The following is a 19,058-nucleotide window of genomic DNA, read 5'->3' on the forward strand; positions in this document are numbered from 1 at the left end:
GGGGAGCAGGGGGGAAAAATTGTGACTTCCCAATGTGACTAATGACCATGATTTACCCTGAGCGTAGCCGAAGGGCTAAGGACAAATGACGACCCTAGCCAGTTAACTTTATTTACGCCAACCTACTTATCCGTTTGTGTCTGAATCTCCTTGGCGATCGCCCAAACACAATTTTTTAAGTCTTTTTGCAGTTATTCGCCGAATTGGTCGGTATTCAGGTATCTATTCTGAGATCACATAGCCTTTGCACATAGTCAGACTCAGAATACATTTATTGAATATCTACAGTCCTAAACACCCCGATGCACTACATTTTTAAAGTCCTTCCTTTATTGAGAGAACACTAGATGCTGAATTTAGTTTCAGCTAGCTGGGAAAGTGTTAGCACTCAACCAGTTAAGCAAAACCGGATTATTGCTGCCATTGACATGGGAACTAATTCCCTGCACATGGTAGTAGTAAAGATTGACCCGACGCTACCATCGTTTCGGATTATTGCCAAAGAAAAAGAAACCGTCAGACTGGGTAATCGTGATATCGCTACTGGAGAACTGAAACCAGAAATCATTGACAAGGCGATTACCGCCCTCAAACGCTTTCAAGAAGTTGCCAAAACAGCCAAAGCTGAAACAATCATCGCAGTAGCAACTAGCGCTGTGCGAGAAGCCCCCAATGGTAAAGATTTTCTGCACAGAGTAGAAGACGAATTAGGTTTAAGCGTTGACTTGATTTCTGGTCAAGAAGAAGCGCGACGCATCTACCTTGGTGTACTGTCGGGGATGGAATTTAACAACCAACCCCATATCGTGGTTGATATTGGCGGTGGTTCTACAGAATTAATTTTGGGGGACAGTCAAGAAGCCCGCAGTCTCACCAGTACAAAAGTGGGTGCAGTCAGACTCACCAGCGAGTACATCACTAAAGACCCCATCAGCGATGCCGAGTTTCAATACCTGCAAGCCTACACACGTGGGATGCTAGAACGTTCTGTGGAGGATGTGCTAGCAAATATCCAGTTAGGTGAATCTCCTCGTTTGGTGGGAACCTCCGGGACGATCGAAACCCTGGCCATGATTCACGCACGAGAAAATTTAGATACTGTACCTTCTACCCTTAATGGTTACGAGTTCAGCCTGAAGGACTTGCAGAATTGGGTATATCGCTTGCGGAAAATGACTAACTCGGAGATTGCTAATATACCCGGTATGCCAGATAAGCGATCGGAAGTGATCTTGGCTGGCGCTGTCATTTTACAGGAAGCCATGACTTTGTTAGGTGTGGATTCAGTGACGGTGTGCGGACGCGCTCTCCGGGAAGGCGTGATTGTGGACTGGATGCTAGCCCACGGTTTGATTGAAGATAGACTGCGCTATCAAGGTTCGGTGCGTCAACGGAGTGTTCTGAAACAGGCTGACAAGTATCATATCAATTTAGAACATAGCGATCGCGTGGCCTTATTTGCCATGAGTTTATTTGACCAAACCCAAGGGAAGTTACACAATTGGGGAGTCAACGAGCGACAAATGTTATGGGCTGCGGCCATCTTACATAATTGCGGGCATTATATTAGCCATTCGTCTCACCACAAGCATTCCTACTATCTAGTTCGCAATAGTGAATTACTCGGCTATACCGAAACCGAGATTGAAATCATTGCTAATTTAGCGCGTTATCACCGTAAATCACAGCCCAAGAAGAAACACGAAAATTACCGGAATTTGCTGAGTAAAGAACATCGACAAATAGTCAGCCAATTAAGTGCGCTGTTGAGATTGGCAGTTGCATTGGATAGGCGACAAATTGGGGCGATTGCCCGTGTCAACTGTGAATATCATCCTGATAGCCAGGAATTTAAAATGTTGATTTTTCCTTCAAAACCTGATGATGAATGCGCCTTAGAACTCTGGAGTTTAGATTATAAAAAACCAGTGTTTGAGGATGAGTTTAAAATTAAGCTCTTGGCAAATTTGACCAAGAATAACGGGATACAAGCCCCATCTTTTTAAGACGGCTTTCTGGTAAAATAAATCTAGTCGCCATAGGGCATTGGGAGACTTTAAATGAACGTCGAGGGATGGTAAGACTATTTCGGTAGCATCGACCCAATGAAGCGTTAAGGAATCCTCTCTCATTCAGGAAGCTACGGTGTACACACAAGTGATCGAATCGCCCCCTAACCCCCAATTCTGGGGGAACAAGAATTTTCAAAGTCCCCCAAACTTGGGGGATTTAGGGGGCTAAACAGGCTCAAACGCAGACAGGCAGGACTTGTATGTACACCGTAGCATTCAGGAAGAGGAGGTATGTCAAACAAATTCCTTTTGCTAGGATATAGTTTAAATTAGACGTTTGGGTGTGTTACATTTAGTTAACGCACCTACTTAGGCATCTATAATTTGACAGAAGTTAAGAGCAATTTCTCCAAAAGCAGTTGGAGAAAGCCACAATAGTTATTGGGGAGATTGAGCCTCTTGAACACTCTTGCATAAAATTTGCTGATATGTATAAAAACAAACCGAATACAGAAGAACTACTGTCTTATATAGAGACTGGAATTGAGGACTATAATCAGCAACTCCATGCAGACTTTGAGGCGAGTAACGAACTGCTGTCTACTATAAATATGGAATTTGTGGAACGTCGTGAACTTGGCACAGATGAGGAATATTCCCAGCAACTTGATGCAGAACTGGAAGCAAAATGACCGAAAAATTTTAGATTTTGGATTTTAGATTTTGGATTGGGAATTTTCGGTACAACCCCCGCTCCTTCAGGGCGGAATTAATCCAAAATACTCGCAGCGCTGTGTACGCTTCGCTAACAATTTTCTTCTCTTCTCCTTCCCAGATGCTAAGGCGAACACAAACACTCATAGTTCGTTGACACTCCTCGACCTAAAGGCACGAGGATTCTTGCTTCACGGGGATTCCAATGAATTTACCCTCAGCAAGCATCTTGACCGTATGCCCTACGGCTGCAAGTCCACGTATTGCGACTACTTGAGCGGCTGCAACATCTCTATCAGTCGTATAGCCGCAATTTGAGCAAACATGAGTACGTTGTGAAAGTTCTTTCTTTCCTGTCTTAATTCCGCAGTTGGGACAGATTTGGCTTGTTTTCCGCGCATCTACTTTTTGGAAATAGACATCACGTTTAAAACAAGTTTGTTCGAGGATATTAAAGAATTGACCGAATCCAGCATCCAAGCAATGTTTACCCAACATTCCACGGGACAAACCAACTAAATTTAAATCCTCAACAAACACCATGCCAACGCTGTCACAAATTTGATGAGACAGCTTTCTGTGCCAGTCTTTACGACAATTAGCAACGTACTCATGCAATGAAGCAACTTTCTTTTGTGCTTTTTTCCAATTGTTCGAGCCTAATCGCTTTTTGGAGACACGCTGTTGCAGCAATTTCAGCTGGCGTTCGGCATCTACAAAAAACCTCGGACGCTTGACTAAAAGACCATGAGAAGTGGCAATAAAATTTGTTAGTCCGACATCTATTCCTACTGCTTCCCCGTGTGGCATGGGTTGGGGTAGACTAACATCCCACTGGATAGTTAACATGACGTACCACCCAGAAACACGCTTGACTACACGTGCAAGTTTCATCACTCCCCCATCTGGGATTGAACGGGATTGTCGGAATTTAACCCAACCAATCACAGGTAGGTTAATTCTCCCACCACTTAATTTATCCCCCTTCATTTGCGGGAAGACAAAACTACGCATCTTTCCAGATTTTTTAAATCTAGGAAATCCATGATTTTGTTCCCACATACTTGTGAATGCGGTTTCAAGTCGTTTTAACGTTTGTTGCAAGACCTGAGATTGTACAGATTTTAGATCAGGATTAGTCCTTTTGGCTTCAGTTAATGATTTGCATTGACTAGCGTAGGTGGGACGGGGAGTATCGGACCGAATGATGTATTCACGACGGAGGGAACAAGCATTAACCTGACAACTGCGAGATTTATACCAATCTTTACGTTCGCGCAAAGCATAGTTATAGACTCGACGATTAATCTCAAGCCATTGCTCAAAAGTATTCGATTGTTTTTGAGTCGGCTTGAGTTTAAATTCGTAGGTTAGGTTAAACACTTTTATCACCTCCTGGGTACATCATACATTATTTTTAACTATCGCTACAATGAAAGATAAATTAATAAATGTCCAAATAAAAAGCCGTCCTAGAAGGACGAGGCTTTAAACCCACTATTTTCGGTAAAATTGGGTAAACTAATTTTGGCATTTGTTAAACAAAGGCATCAGCAAACCCATGCAACTGAAACTCAGTGCATCGAAATTTCCCTTAGCGCCCTTACTGTTAATCGCCCCGTTTTTCCTGTGGGGAACGGCAATGGTGGCGATGAAAGGAGTTATACCCCACACTACACCCCTATTTATGGCTGGTGTGCGATTGCTACCCGCTGGGGTGTTAATTTTGATAGCCGCAGCATATATGGATAAACCCCAACCCAAAGGTTGGTCAGCATGGCTGTGGATTATTTTATTTGCCTTGATCGATGGGGCTTTATTTCAAGGCTTTTTGGCGGAGGGATTAGTCAGAACGACTGCTGGTTTAGGTTCTGTGATGATTGACTCCCAACCGTTGGCGGTGGCTTTGTTGTCGTTGTGGCTATTCCAAGAACATATTGGTTTGTGGGGATGGCTGGGATTAGGATTGGGAATCCTCGGCATCAGTTTAATTGGTTTGCCCGATGAGTGGATTCTTCACTTTTTTGATGCCAACGTCAATTTCACTATGGGCGAATGGCAAGATTTGTTTGCTAGTGGTGAATGGTTAATGCTGTTAGCTGCCCTCTCAATGGCTGCGGGAACAGTGATGATTCGGTTTGTGTGTAAATATGCTGATCCGGTAACCGCTACGGGATGGCACATGATTTTGGGCGGATTGCCGTTGTGGGGAATTTCCGCAGTGACAGAATCGCACCAGTGGCAGAATCTGGCAACATCTGAGTGGATGGCTTTGGGTTATGCTACAGTTTTTGGGAGTGCGATCGCCTACGGATTATTTTTTTACTTTGCTTCTAGTGGTAGTTTGACCAGTCTCAGTTCTCTGACTTTTCTGACTCCCGTCTTTGCCCTCTTATTTGGCAATCTCTTCCTCTCGGAAGTTCTCAGTCCCTTGCAGTGGGTAGGAGTAGGACTGACTTTAATCAGTATATATCTCATTAACCAGCGCAATGAATTGGCGGGACAGGATCACAAAGTGAGTGAGAAAGAACAAACTACACAGCAATCACCAGTCTTAGAAGCATCCGCTCATAAATAAATTAGTAAGTTTAATGTTTTTTCTGTTACCTTAAAAGTTAACATTTGAACATCTTAAAGTTATTGTGGAATCGATAACTTCAATAGCACATTCAGGCTGAAACTGACAATATGAGGCCATGCCATTCCTCAATTCTGATTTTTACTTGTTTTACTTGCCTGGGTTTTTACCCACATCGCGCAAGTACGGCAACATCTAACTTAGCATCTCCAGAAATTGCCCAAGCAAGTTCAACAATCTCTGCCCTCCCGACTTTTCTTATACCCGGTAGTCAAGGGACAGAGGTGAAGGGATTGCAAACCAAATTAAAGGATTTAGGATACTACGATGATGCGATAGATGGACTGTATGGGAAAAATACCCAAAATGCTGTAGTTCAGTTTCAGAGATTCCGAAATTTAAAAAGAACAGATGGCTATGCTGATGTGACAACTAGGCAGAGTCTGAAAGCAGCTGCGGCAGAAAAAAATTTCTTTGCCGCCTCTTCTGTTGATACTCTGGCGCAAGCAGAACAGCCGCAAGCAGAACAGCCGCAAGCAGAACAGCCGCAACCGAGCCAGCGAGGGTTTCTTTGGTGGTCATTATTGGGTCTGGGAATTCTCGGAAGTATTGGCGCTCTACTGTTCTTGCTGAGATGGTATCGTCAAAGCAAAGTTGAGTCACAATCGACAACTACTGAATTTAAAGCTTCGAGTCCTGGTCACAAAAACCAGACCAAGCAACCGTCGCCAGAGTTGCAAAACAACTCAACCCCGCAGGAGAATCATGTATCTGTCATTAATCCACAAACAGGAAAAACATCAATTCCCACATCAGTATTACCACCTGAAACAACTTCCCGTCTGGCTAAACTGAGTATTATTGATGAACTGATTCAGGACTTACGTAGTAGCGATCGCACCAAGCGGCGCAAGGCTATTTGGAGTTTGGGTCAGCAAGGCGACTCACGGGCAATTCAGCCACTGGTAGACTTGATGATTGATGCTGATTCTCAACAACGCAGTTTAATTTTGGCATCTTTGGCAGAAATTAACGCTCGCGCACTCAAACCAATGAACCGTGCTTTGGCGATTTCATTACAAGATGAAAGTCCACAAGTGCGGCAAAATGCCATCCGTGACCTAACTCGCGTTTATGACATGATGACTCAAATGAGCCAGATGTTAGCCCACGCGCTGGAAGACCAGGATGCTGATGTGCAAACTACGGCCAAGTATGCGCTGAATCAGATGAATAAAATGCGGGTTTTACCCAATCAGCCGAGTCTACCTGAAGATCATCGCAAAAAGCCAGAACAGAAGAAGTTATAAATATTTCAACTGGATTTGGATAACTGTATTTGGGCCTGCTAACAAAAAAGCGGCATCCCTGAATTTAGGAGGACTGGTGCGAACTTCTGGGTTTCGGGAAAACCCAAAGCCTTCGATGGGCATACCAAGGTTATTACGATTGAGGATTTGGTCTTTATTCTGATCATGGATAACGGCAACAGCATAACTACCAGCTTGTAAGTTATCAAAAGTAACTTTTAAGGAGTTGTCGGCAATCTTCGTACACTGTTTTTTGAGTACGCGATCGCTATTGCTGGGGAATCCTTGACTATTACCAAATATGCTCACACAAACCTGTCCTTCTGTGTTTCTCAATCCATCAATTTCCACGGTAAGCTTTCCCTGGAAACTGGCCCTAGTACTCGATGTCCAGGCTAAATTTCCCATAACTGCCAGTAGCAGCACACTAAGTCCCAATTTTTTAAACATAATGTTTTGACTGTAATAAAACAAAATTCGTTCAAACTAAGTACAGTTTGGCATTTATTTGTGACTACATACATCTAAATATTCATTTAATATCTGGCGAGCATTTGAGTTTTGCCTTTTTACTGGCTTTACTAGTACAGCACGGCGTAAATAAACAGATTATTTAAAATCAATCAAAAGCCTATATAATCAACTTTTTGACTTTTGAATTCACGGCGGTACTAGTTCTTTGCGAGTGGTATTTTAATAATGAACTCAGTTCCTTTCCCAAAAATAGATACACAGTTTAGTTGCCCACCATGTTTTTCCACCACAATTTGATAACTGATAGATAGTCCCAAGCCAGTTCCTTTACCGACGGATTTAGTCGTAAAAAATGGGTCAAACAATCGCTTCTTTACATTCTCTGGTATGCCAGTCCCATTATCAGTGATATGAATTTCTATCCAGTTTCCGCCAATGACTTGAGTCGAAATTTTAATGACGAGAGGATGATGTTTTTTACCCTTGACTATCGACTCTTCTAAAGCATCTATGGCATTATTTAAGATATTCATAAATACCTGATTGAGTAGCCCAGGGTAGCAGTCCACCGCAGGCAGATTTCCGTATTCTTTGACCAGGGTAATGTTCTCACTGGTTTTTGGCTTTTTGAGGCGACTTTGTAAAATTAGCAGGGTACTATCAATACCTTCATGGATATCAACTGTTTTTTTGTCAGCTTCATCCAGGCGGGAAAAATTTTTTAACGAGCGCACGATCTGCTGGATGCGATCGCAGCCCATATCCATTGAATTAACGAGATTAGGCAGGTCTGTTGTTAAAAACTCCAGTTCAATTTCATCAATCTCAGTTTGAATTTCTGCTACTGGATCAGGATAGTACTGTTGGTACAGGCTGATGAGGTGAAGTAATTTCTGACTGTAGTCCTTAGCATGAACCAGATTACCACTAATAAAATTAACTGGGTTGTTGATTTCGTGGGCAATACCAGCAACTAATTGACCTAAAGCCGCCATTTTGTCATGCTGTAGTAATCGGGTATAGTTGTGCTGAAGATCATCAAAGCCTGCCTTGGCTACTCTGGATTGTTCCTCTACACGCTGTAACTGAGACAGGGTTAAGGTATGAATTTGGGTGTTAGCTAATAGTAGCTGATGAAAATCAAGTAATCCATGATTTTCCGATTCATTTGAAACTATTATTGGCTCATAAACAAGTTTCGCTGATCGCTCCAACGCTCTCTGAGTAGCTTCCACAATGGGTATCTTTCCCAGCAATATAAATATCTCTGGCCGGAGAAAGTTATAAAGATGTTCGATCCGGCGCTTAGAAAAAAGCCCAAAACTATAGGGACGGCTCATATGTTCAAAAAATGTCGAACGCGACATCATTCCCGCGTAAGAATTATTTCTAGTCAAAATAATTCCTGGGAGTAGAGGTTCTAGCTCAAAAAGTTTAGTCAATTCATTTACTGGGCGTTCTAGCTCAATCTGAATCTTCCACAGAGGTAATTCTTGCAAAGTTGACTCTAATCGCAGATTTAGCTCGTTGGCATTTGTAATGCTACGCGTAGCCAGCATAATTCAAATCCTTTGCCTTTTAGGTAATATTATTCTACTCCTCGTCGGTAACAACCATTTTCATAGTTGTCCTGCAAATTACTAGTTATAGCAATCTTGCCATATTTATTATTCCCTAAATTAGCTGAGAAATTGAGATATTTGCTAATTTTCTCATCTATGGCTGGTCAATTTTTGATGATAAGTCCTGACCACAAGGTTCTCAAATAAATAATATTTATTCGGGGTAATTGCACACCAAATTATCTAAAAAGTCAAGTATATATTATACTAACAGAAAATTTATATTAGTTATGAGTTAGAGTTATGATTTCTAGCTCCTAACAATTACTTTTTTGATTTTGGTTTATCTGTAGTTTTGAATCCTAGTAAATTATTTATGCAATCTAAGATATTACCCCCACCTCTACAACCTGGTGATTTATTAAGAGTAATTGCTCCTAGTGGTGCGTTGCGAGAATTTGAAGCATTTGGGCGGAGTGTAGAAATTTGGCGATCGCGTGGTTACCGAGTGGAAATTATGCCAAAACTGGCTGATAAATGGGGATATTTAGCTCAAAAAGACGAGTTTCGTCGCGAACAACTAAGCACAGCCTGGTCAGATCCAGATTGTCGGGGTATTCTCTGCACCAGGGGCGGATTTGGTAGCACCCGGATTTTAGAAAATTGGAATTGGGATCTCAATTCAGCACCACCAAAATGGCTGATTGGCTTTTCTGACATTACAGCTTTGTTATGGAGTCTTTACACAGCAGGTATTTCCAGTGTTCATGCTCCTGTAATGACGACTCTAGCAGATGAAACAGATTGGTCGATTGAGCGATTATTCGATTTTGTAGAAGGTCGCCCGATTCGTCCTCTGGTGGGTTGTGGTTGGGGCGGTGGAATTGCTAGTGGTCTGTTACTCCCAGGTAACCTTACGGTAACAACTCATCTTTTAGCTACATCTATACTACCACATCTGGATAATGTCATTTTGGCATGGGAGGATGTCACAGAAGCACCCTACCGCATTGACAGAATGCTGACTCAGTGGCGTTTAAGTGGTGTTTTGTCAAAAGTCCGTGGTATTGCATTAGGAAGCTTTACTCAATGCGAACCACCGCCAAATGTGCCTAGCTTCAGTGTTGAACAAGTCCTACGCGATCGCTTGGGTGATTTGGGCATTCCTATTGTATCAGATTTACCCTTTGGTCATGACAGTCCCAATGCAGCTTTACCAGTTGGTGTATTAGCCACATTGGATGCAGATCAGGGAGTATTAGTCATTGGTCATTAGTCATTGGGAAGTTACCGTCTTCTCTCCCCTGCACCCTGCACCCTGCACCCCTGCCTCTTCCTCCCCACTCCCACAGCTAACTCAACTGGGCGACAAGTTGATTTTCTAAAAGCGTGTCATTGGTTAATAAGTCCTCAACTGTGATGCGTAAAAAACGTTGTTCGTCCACTTGAAACAATATTTTAATGCGATCGCTTCCCGGAAATCCTGGCGGTGTCAGTTGAGCGATGGTTCTCGCACCGGCTTGATCATTCAGGGGTTTAACAGTGGTTGTACCTGTTTCTCGGCGACGAGTAATTAAGCGATCGCCATCAAAATAAACTTCGGTACTAGCTGTGTCAGTTCCCAGTTCCCCCATAATTAATTCAATGCTGGGTTGATTTTCTAAAGATGCGCCTAAAACTAATTCCACTGGCTCACTCATGGGGTAAGCCTGACCAGTTTTAATAATAGAATGCCAATTGTGGCGCTGGTTGCGGCGATCCCAATAGCGCACACCGTAACTATGATAGAGAAAGTCCTTGATTTCCATGCCTTGGGCTAACTGTAACGCACCTTGAGCGATCGCTTCAAAAGGACGTTCACAGCGAATTTTTTCCGGCTGAAAATACTGTTTTACCCATGTCTGCACTGCGGGTAATTGCACAGTCCCACCAACTAACAACACGGCGTTAATATCTGCAACTTCTATTCCCTGTCGTCGCGCTTGCTGTAATAGACTCGTCATCGACTCATCTAATTGGGTAAAAAATCCTTGTTCTTTGAGAATATTATCTAAAACTTCGCGGTTCAGTGACAATTCATAGCTTTCAAAATTCTCATCGTCAAAATAAACTTCACTCGCTTGGTTTTGGGTTGATAGCTGAATTTTGATTCGTTCGGCTAATCTTGTCGTCAAGGGAGTTACCGCTAGTCCTTGAGTTTTGGCAAAGTAATCTACTAACCAAGCATCAATATCAGTACCGCCGAGATTCTGCCCTGCTTTAGCTAGTACACGTGCTGTTTTAGCTTTTTGTCGTGAATTGTCGCCGAGAGATTTATTACCCCATTTGAGGAGAAATCCCACAGGCTTTTGATTCTGCACACTTTGATCCAAGCGTACCAGGGATAAGTCTAATGTCCCACCGCCAAAGTCAATTACCAAGAGAATTTCTTGGTCTGCTAAACCGTAACCCAAAGCGGCGGCTGTTGGTTCATCTACCATCTGCACTCTTTCCACGGGGAGGGCTTGACAAACTTTGCCTAACCAGTGACGATAAGCTTCAAAGCTGTCTACGGGTACTGTTAAGATTAGAGAATCTAACCCGCCTTGCATGGGTGCTAGTTTTTCAATTACCTGTGTGAGGAATAATTGCCCTACTTGCTCAAAGGTGATATTTTCGCCATCTATTTCTGGTAAGAAACCTTGTATATCCGCACCAATTCCCCGTTTGAAGCTGCGGAAAAATCGCGTGTCATTTTTGAGATCAAAACCGCGATCGCGTACTTCTTGCCCTACTAAAACTTTACTTTGTGTTGCATCTTCTATATACACTAGGCTGGGAATTAGTGGGGGGTTGAGACTTTGCTGAATTGATAAACCCGGTATAGTCAGGGTTTCCGGCTGTTGGGTGACGGGGTTCCAACGAGCAATTACGGTGTTACTTGTACCAAAATCAATAGCGATCGCCATATTTTTTAATTATCTCACGCAAAGGCGCAGAGGCGCAAAGTGTTTTTTTAAGTGAGATCATTGTCCCATAAGCCACCAAGAGCGCAAATGTGCGATCGCTTCTTCTTTGTGTTTAGCTTCCACTTCTATCCAGGGGGCTTGGTGGTAAACTTCGGGCATAGCGGTGATTAAATTACTATGCTTTCTGTCATTAAAAGCCGTTTCACCATTGGAAATATGAACTAATTGCCAATCTGGGTTAGCCCAAGTTTCTCGTGCTGCGTAGAACATAGCGGCTACACTGGGATGATCGTAACTATCTAATTTTTCATGACAAATTTGGTGATGAGCATCGAACACCATTGGTATACCAGTTTGCTCACACACGGCTAAAATTTCTTCAGAACTATAAGCGTATTCATCATTTTCTAGAGTTAAACGATTTTTAATTTCTGCTGGCAATTCTGAGATTACCTGAATCAGTTCTGCTGGGCGTTGAGATTTCCCACCGTGAATATTCATCAATGACCAAGGAGAACGAGGTAAGCCCAGCAAATCAAGTGTCCGCGCGTGTCGTGCTAAAATTTTGATACTTGTTTTCACAATTTCAGCAGAATCAGAACTCAGCACTACAAATTGATCTGGGTGAAGCACCATTCTAATATCCAATGCTTGCGCCTTTTGACCAATTTTACTCAAATCCGCCTTCATTTCCTCTAATATATTTGCGCCAATTTCGTCTTCCATGTCACTCATGGGAAATAAAGCCGAAGTCATGCGATACAGGCGAATATTATTTTGCTGACAAAAAGACAATGCTGTATCTAAGCGCTGCAAGTTATCTTGATAAAGTTCTCTTAAAACAGTTTCGCGTTCTTTGAGAGAGAGTTTTAAGTAACGCGTGCGTGTCATAGCCCGAAAGCGCACCTGCTTAGATATAGTAATACAAACCAGCCCTAAATATGGTGGAGATGGTTCTTGCACTTGTTCGAGATGCGGTTGATTTTGAATTTGGATTGCAGTCATTAACTAAAATTAATAAATTATCTATCTTGTGGGGTGGGCATACTTCTCTACGAGACGCTACGCGAACGACAAGCTCAGTACAAGTCTTGCCCTCCCTGATTGGCTACGGTGTACACACAAGTGATCTGATCCCCCTAAATCCCCCTTAAAAAGGGGGACTTCAAGAAATTTCCCCCCTGCTCCCTGCTCCCCTGCCTCTTCTCCCTGCTCCCTTGCCTCTTGCTCACGCTTCTGGTTCAATACCCAAAGCACGTAATTGTGCTGTTAAGCGTTCAGCCCTTTGGCGTTCCTGTTCGGCTCTTTCTTCACCAGTCAACAACAAATTACCTTGCAAATCCCAGCAGCGCAGCCAGGGTAATTCCATATTCTGATATGAGTCCTGCCATATACCTAACTCAACTCCCAAATGAGGTATGGCATAATGCCCACGCTCATTTGCTGGTAATGGCTGATACTGTCCTTCAATTAAGTGATAGACTTCTATACTGGCTTTTTTCACTTCATAAATGCCATAGAAGGGAGGACGAATCACCTGCTCATAAATCCAAAATTTCCCCTTCCAAGGAGTTTTGTCTCGCTCCTCGCTACCATCCCCAGAGACAAATTCTAAAACAATCAAAGGGGCAATAAATTCTCGCCACAGCACGTAAGAGCGTCGTGTTTGTCCATCCAGTAAAGGCGGTACATTCGGGACATAAAACCAGTCAGGAGCTTCTGCTCCTTTTTCTGGGGGGTCAGTCATGCGCCAGTAAATACCGCTATCTTGACCAATACAGTATTGCCCATCGGGGTGAAGTTTTTGCAGTATTGGTTTAATGGAGTCTGTGAGTAGAATGCTTTGGGGATGTTCCTGAAAGTTTTTCACAAATGTACCATCAGACTCAGGAAGTTGGGTATGGTCAGGAAAAGGGGTGAGTTCTTCAGTGGCTGGATTGCTTGCAGAGGTCATAAAGCTACCTTTGCTTAGGAGTGAGGGTTGTATTTAGTCTAGCAGTGAAAGGATGGGCTTGACGCTGGCATCTAAAACATACTTACTCACCGTTCTCTATCCTCACGGATGAGTTCTGTACTGTCACTGAAATTTTGTCCTGCATATCTTGCCTGCGCGCGTGCTACTGCTTCTCTAGCTTTTTCCATATCGCCGCCACTGTGGTAGTGTGTTGCTGTTTCACTCGCTTGTTGCAGGATGTGTTTTAATTCCTCTTGCAAAGACCTACCGTTTTGTTTGGCAAGATTTTCTAGCTTTTCGAGAATCAAGGGGTCTAAATTTTCAACTAAGATTTGAGCCATAATTTCAGGTTTTTTTAGTCGCCTCTATTTAATAGAGTAGGCTTTGCTGATTGAAAGTATGAATTAAGTTCGAGCATTATCGCACTAAATCGATATTAACGACCAAAGAAAAGCTAAAAAAATAAATTTTTGACTTTTGACTTCCCCAACGGGGTCGCCAGGTATGGGATTTATGAAATGTTGATTATTGCGTGGGAAACGAGGCTGTTATGTTATAAATGTTTACAAACTTCTGAAAGCTTTATATGTTATTACATTTTACAAGTCTCGACGCGAGAGAATAACACCACAAAATAAACCTGTCCTACTATCCTTTCCCACAAGTGTCATCACACTAGGTAAGTGTCCTGCCTCCACAGAGGTATGTGATGTGACATCAACGCTAGGTTTTAACCACTTCTTTTCCACTCTCCACCCCACGCGATCTCCAAAGCGACAAAAAGCTTTGTAAAAAACCTCATCATCTTCCTTAACTCTAACACCAAAAGATTTATATATCCATCTGAATCGGGCAAGAACCTTCTTAAAAGGCGAACTTGTTCGATTTCCTTCTAAGATTCCACCCTCTTCAAGATATATTTTTTTCTGAACACTAAATCCAAAGTATCCATTACTATAATCAACCCACAGTTTGTCAATAATTTTCAAGTCTTCACAGGGAAATTGCTCAATGTCTTCCAGTTCCAGATAACCTTGTTTTTCCCGTCCCGCTACTTCCAGCATCACTTTTAATGTTTCCTCATCAGCCTCTTTCCACATAACTGCTGCTAGATAGTAGGCGAGTTGTGCATAACGAGTAGGTACTTGAAATCGCAGGAGTTTGATTTGAATGTTAATTTTACCATGAGCATTTTGTTCATCTTTTTCTAGTGACGGCCTGTAGCAAATTCCCGGTTCACCTAATTCTTGGCGACTTCTTAAACTCAACCAAGCACAAAAACGATTAGCATCCCAAAAGCTAATATTAGTTACAGGCTGTTGAGCTTGTCTTTTATTAGTCAAGGTACTTGGGGAACTGGTTTCATTTAAAAACAGTTGATATTCTGTCCAAGTTATATAACTAGTATCAACTGCAAAGCTTTCTTGTTCAGAATTACTTTCTAAACTTACTAAATCATGATTTAACTGACTCATCCGGTCAGCAAGTTTTACTTCAGCCGCTAAGGTAAATTCATCTAAGTCATCAGACTCTAAACCTGTTTCTAACTTAGCTGTTAGCTGCTGTTTTATCTCTGGTGAAATTTGTTGGGCTTCTTTGCTACACTGGTAGGCTAGGGTTAATACAGATATATTTGCATACTTTAGAGCATTTTTAATTAATTGACTTGCATCTGTTTGGGCTGCATAAAATCTGATGGTTTCTCGCCACCAAGCCAACTTAGTTTCATCATTAAATGCGGCTATTAATAAATTCTCTTGTTGTTCTGGTTGTAAGTCTGTAATTTCAACGGCTGCAAGATATTCTTGAAAAGTTTTATGAGCAAATTCATAGATTCCCTCTTGCTGCTTTTCACTCATTAACTCTCGCACACCCAAATCATCTTTTTTAATAAAGTCTTCTGGCGTAATTGCTTGTTGGGGAAACCTATCTAATTTTTCTTTAATCAGAGATTTAGCTTGCTTGTATGTCTTGTCACGGCTAGAAAATTCATCTAAAGTAAATGCTTGGGTATTTTGTTGCATTAACTCTAGTGCAAGAGACTTTAAAACAACTTGCTTCTGTTCAGCAGAAAGAAGAGTGTTTAAACCTTTAGCTCGTTGCCTTCCTTCTAACAAGACCCGACAAATATCTTTATATAAATCTACTCTTTTATTAGATAAATTACCGTGTGTTTCGTGGGTGATGGCAATCATATTTAGCAATAAAGGATTCCTTGCCATCAATTTTAAAGATGAGGATGCTTCGATTTGCTCAATCAGATTATTAGCTTGTTTTTTGGCGCGATCGCGTACTCCCAAATCTATTTTATTGTTATACTCAAGCTTGACACGGTGCAAAGACCAATCTTGAATAAATTTATCCCGTTGTTCACGGGTAAATGGCTGTACTTCTAACTGGTAGACATTCGCTGTTAGCGGTGCTTTTTTATAACCTTCTGGACGGGAAGTGAGAATAAAGCAACTATTAGGATATTCTGTTTTAATTTGTCGGTCAACCCATGCACTTACATCTTGTCTTTGACTATCATCTGGAATTTCATCTAATCCATCCAGCATGACTAAACATTTATTTTGTCGGAGTTGTTTAGCAAACCAACCTGGGCGCGGTTGTAGGGGTTCACTAGCTTGGAGTTTCTTAACTGCGTTCTCAATGACTTCTGCTAAAGGTATCTCAGGATTGTTAATAATTTCTTGGTAAATATCTCGCAATTGCAGCAGCACTGGAATTAATTTAGGCGCTTGAGGATGTAAGCGTCGTTGTTTGCGTCTCGCATACATCAAAGTAATGTGTCTGAGAAGAGTTGACTTTCCACAACCAGGCGCACCTAAAATAGCCAACCGCTTAAAAGAGACATTGCTTTTCATCTGTACTAGCAAGTTGCCAATTTCTTGCTGTTGCAGTGGGTTAACTAGCGGCTGAATCATATCCTGTTTCGTCAGTTCGGCTGCTGTCTGCGCCATTTTTAGGGGAACAAACACATTTTCTAATTGCAACGCACCGCGATTAATTCCTCTAATTTCATATTCCCGACAGTCAAACTTTAATCTTTGATAATATTTGCCTTCAAAATCAGAGGTTATCTTTGCCCATAAATCTAAAGCTAGTCTTTCAGCGTTACCTAATATCCAGTCCAGTAGTTTGTCGATGCGTGGACTGAGTTTGCTACCAACTTTGATGAATAACCAGACACCAGCAGCAGCCAATATACACAAACTGGCCTTTTCCCATTCCCACTTGCGGGCAAAATCAATTGCAACCCCAATAAAAGCCCCAGGAATACCGAGGCTAATCAGCTTGGAATCAAGTAGTTTCCGAACCGTTTCCAGCGTTATGGGTACGTTCTGGTCTTGTGAGTCTTCTGCCATCGATCGCTTGTGTAGTAAAACCTGCTACTAGGAGTATAAGCGAATAATGCTACGTGAGGAGGTGCGATGGGCTACGCCCCACCAGATGCGATCACTCACCAAGGTAAAACACATCTACGTTTGTATAATCACATTGACTGAATATATTGTGGGATGGGCATCTTGCCCGTCCTCGTAGTCGGCATCAAAGATTACAGTCTTTCGGAAGCGAGAGAACCAAAGGAGGAATGTCAGGACAAGCAGATGTACCCATAGGTGGTTAAGTCAAGCAACTGAAATATTTATTAATATATATAAGTGTAACTTCAAAGTCAGGAGTCCCCATAAGTTTTGACTAATCAAGCACCAGATTCTTTATCCACGGAGCAAAAGATTATGAAAGACAAGCAACCATCACACTCTCAGCAATTTGTAGGTAATCTCAAGAACGGAATTTGGCTGTTTGGCCTTTCATCTTGGGTATTTGGAATCACAGACCGTAGTATCGCTTCCTTTGCTGATGGCTATCTATCTGCTTTGGATTTGACGCAACTATTTACTGCTGCTACTTTCTTTACAGCATGGTTATTTTTGAAACCTACAAGGGTTTAAGTAGTTAAAAGGTAATTTACAATTGGGAGTGCGCCGAAGAGTGCGTCTATGCTTTCTCACAAACAAAAGTCGGGGTAATTCTGAAACAACCGATGAATTACGCCGATTTTTAATTCACGAGGTTTTCAGAGTGCTTTTTGAGACATCTCAGACAAAGATATAGCGATAATCCTTTGGGAAGCTTATGGCTACACCACGCAAACTGTCGGCTAGTGAATTTTCTCTACAAGGGTTTTGGAGACAGCATATTTAAATTTGCTCAATTTATCATCAGTGAAAAGTTATCAGATGTATGGTAAAGGATTTAAACCCTACAAATGAAACTGATAATTGTTGAAATATTTTTCTCACAAAAACTGAGTCAAGATTAGTGCTGTAATGCTTGTGTCGTCGGCAATTTGACAGCAAATTTACGATCCAAATTATCCCCAAAAACTGCTTAAGTGTAGCTTATTTTACATTTTACCCGTTAATTGCTGGCAACTGATCACCCTTTAGGCAGACGAGTAAAAAAAACCAACAGGTTACATTTTTGAGCTATGTGTGCTTTTATTATGCATTTTTTTTAATGCAGATTTTAAGTTCATTAGTCGATTGAGAATTATCGAAAATCAACATAGGCGTTTTGGAGATTTGCAAAAGTGAAATCTTATTTCTCAGGATTTTTAACTCAACCAGAGGTACAAACCCATATCTCTCATAGGCAGATCACGAAAGTTGCAATTATTATTGAGACTGATCATAACTTCAATTCTCTATGTTCTGTGCTAGAAGATATTGGCAGACTGAAATTATATCAGACAAAAATTGATATATATATTGTGGATAAGGTTTCAGATAATAGGATTCAAGCTTATTTAGAACAATTTAATTTTGATCATATTAAGGTTATTCACACAGATGAAAAATTAGATAAATCTGGTGGATTTTATTATGGGTTAAAATATGTGAGTCAACTTAAATATGATTACATCTGGCTGCTTGATGATGATGTGCGTGTAGACCCTTTGGCTCTCAGTACACTAATTACAACCTTACAAAATCATGATGAAGTCGGCTTAGTAGCTTCTCAACTTTATCAGCGAAAAGAACCTCAAACTATTCAAGAATTTGGGAGATTGATTAATGGTGAGCAACCACTATCAAAAACCAAATATGGCAAGTACCACAATATCTTAAATGAGGAATTATTACCAAATCAACCTTATATTAAGGTAGATAATTGTGCGGCTAAATCACTTCTATTACGCCATTGTGTTGTGCAGCATATTGGATTCTTTAAAGATTCTTGGCTTGAGTTTGATGATTTAGATTTGTGCTTACGAGTTAAAGTAGCTGGTTGGATTATTGCTGTGAATCCTAGTTCAATTATTTGGCAAAATTCACCTGATTTGGAATTCAACACCAGGATTGATTCTGACAATGAATGCAATCTTTACTATTGGCAAAAGTACAGACCAGACCTTTTATAACTAGAGGCTGTTTTGCCACCAGGGAAATTCGTTAGTTATCACACCAAGATTGGACTCGTCAGGGCTTTATGGGAA

General features: G+C 41.5%; 15 protein-coding genes. 7 read left to right on the plus strand and 8 right to left on the minus strand.

All coding sequences use genetic code 11. The annotated features are described in order from the left end of the window. The first annotated feature begins 347 nt into the window (after positions 1-347). Together AACX33_RS13030 and AACX33_RS13035 are read left to right on the plus strand one after the other, a co-directional pair. Positions 348-2,006 carry a Ppx/GppA phosphatase family protein gene (locus AACX33_RS13030; protein ID WP_193998610.1) on the plus strand — a complete coding sequence of 553 codons (1,659 nt, stop codon included), beginning with the start codon at positions 348-350 and terminating at the stop codon, positions 2,004-2,006. A gap of 494 nt (positions 2,007-2,500) precedes the next feature. Then, positions 2,501-2,704 carry a hypothetical protein gene (locus AACX33_RS13035; protein ID WP_193998609.1) on the plus strand — a complete coding sequence of 68 codons (204 nt, stop codon included), beginning with the start codon at positions 2,501-2,503 and terminating at the stop codon, positions 2,702-2,704. Positions 2,705-2,894: 190 nt separating this feature from the next. On the opposite strand, the gene AACX33_RS13040 is transcribed toward AACX33_RS13035, so the two are convergent. Next, entirely contained in the window at positions 2,895-4,109 is a 1,215-nt protein-coding gene (locus AACX33_RS13040) for an RNA-guided endonuclease TnpB family protein (RefSeq protein ID WP_193998608.1), read from the minus strand. 178 nt (positions 4,110-4,287) lie between these two features. Here AACX33_RS13040 and AACX33_RS13045 point away from each other — a divergent pair, with 178 nt between their 5' ends. Together AACX33_RS13045 and AACX33_RS13050 are read left to right on the plus strand one after the other, a co-directional pair. Further along, positions 4,288-5,304, plus strand: coding sequence for a DMT family transporter (locus AACX33_RS13045; protein ID WP_193998607.1), 1,017 nt, complete (start codon positions 4,288-4,290; stop codon positions 5,302-5,304). 110 nt (positions 5,305-5,414) lie between these two features. After that, a complete protein-coding gene (locus AACX33_RS13050) occupies positions 5,415-6,614 on the plus strand; it encodes a peptidoglycan-binding protein (RefSeq protein ID WP_193998606.1) in 1,200 nt (399 codons plus the stop codon). Here the strand turns inward: AACX33_RS13050 and AACX33_RS13055 are convergent. After that, positions 6,609-7,064: a DUF2141 domain-containing protein gene (locus AACX33_RS13055; protein ID WP_193998605.1), complete on the minus strand. Its 456-nt coding sequence runs from the start codon at positions 7,062-7,064 to the stop codon at positions 6,609-6,611. The two genes, AACX33_RS13050 and AACX33_RS13055, sit on opposite strands and share 6 nt — an antisense overlap. A 221-nt stretch (positions 7,065-7,285) precedes the next feature. Beyond that, a complete protein-coding gene (locus AACX33_RS13060) occupies positions 7,286-8,647 on the minus strand; it encodes a sensor histidine kinase (RefSeq protein ID WP_193998604.1) in 1,362 nt (453 codons plus the stop codon). Between the two features lie 379 nt (positions 8,648-9,026). Between AACX33_RS13060 and AACX33_RS13065 the strand changes: the two genes are divergently transcribed. Next, positions 9,027-9,926, plus strand: coding sequence for a S66 peptidase family protein (locus AACX33_RS13065; protein WP_193998603.1), 900 nt, complete (start codon positions 9,027-9,029; stop codon positions 9,924-9,926). A gap of 76 nt (positions 9,927-10,002) precedes the next feature. Here the strand turns inward: AACX33_RS13065 and AACX33_RS13070 are convergent, their stop codons facing one another. The 5 genes from AACX33_RS13070 to AACX33_RS13090 form a co-directional block, all read right to left on the minus strand. Then, positions 10,003-11,598: an Hsp70 family protein gene (locus tag AACX33_RS13070; protein WP_193998602.1), complete on the minus strand. Its 1,596-nt coding sequence runs from the start codon at positions 11,596-11,598 to the stop codon at positions 10,003-10,005. Positions 11,599-11,655: 57 nt separating this feature from the next. Further along, positions 11,656-12,603: a UV DNA damage repair endonuclease UvsE gene (gene uvsE / locus AACX33_RS13075; RefSeq protein ID WP_193998601.1), complete on the minus strand. Its 948-nt coding sequence runs from the start codon at positions 12,601-12,603 to the stop codon at positions 11,656-11,658. A gap of 223 nt (positions 12,604-12,826) precedes the next feature. After that, positions 12,827-13,552 carry a Uma2 family endonuclease gene (locus AACX33_RS13080; protein WP_193998600.1) on the minus strand — a complete coding sequence of 242 codons (726 nt, stop codon included), beginning with the start codon at positions 13,550-13,552 and terminating at the stop codon, positions 12,827-12,829. Positions 13,553-13,638: 86 nt separating this feature from the next. Continuing rightward, complete coding sequence (locus AACX33_RS13085) at positions 13,639-13,893, minus strand: FitA-like ribbon-helix-helix domain-containing protein (RefSeq protein ID WP_193998599.1); 255 nt, start codon at positions 13,891-13,893, stop codon at positions 13,639-13,641. 258 nt (positions 13,894-14,151) lie between these two features. Further along, positions 14,152-16,920: a GUN4 domain-containing protein gene (locus AACX33_RS13090; protein WP_193998598.1), complete on the minus strand. Its 2,769-nt coding sequence runs from the start codon at positions 16,918-16,920 to the stop codon at positions 14,152-14,154. 375 nt (positions 16,921-17,295) lie between these two features. Here AACX33_RS13090 and AACX33_RS13095 point away from each other — a divergent pair, with 375 nt between their 5' ends. After that, positions 17,296-17,511, plus strand: coding sequence for a hypothetical protein (locus AACX33_RS13095; RefSeq protein ID WP_193998597.1), 216 nt, complete (start codon positions 17,296-17,298; stop codon positions 17,509-17,511). Between the two features lie 641 nt (positions 17,512-18,152). Next, positions 18,153-18,983: a glycosyltransferase gene (locus AACX33_RS13100; RefSeq protein WP_193998596.1), complete on the plus strand. Its 831-nt coding sequence runs from the start codon at positions 18,153-18,155 to the stop codon at positions 18,981-18,983. The last annotated feature ends 75 nt before the right edge of the window (positions 18,984-19,058 follow it).

The sequence above is a fragment of the Nodularia sp. LEGE 04288 genome, from assembly GCF_963896525.1.
In the GTDB taxonomy this organism is placed as follows: domain Bacteria; phylum Cyanobacteriota; class Cyanobacteriia; order Cyanobacteriales; family Nostocaceae; genus Nodularia.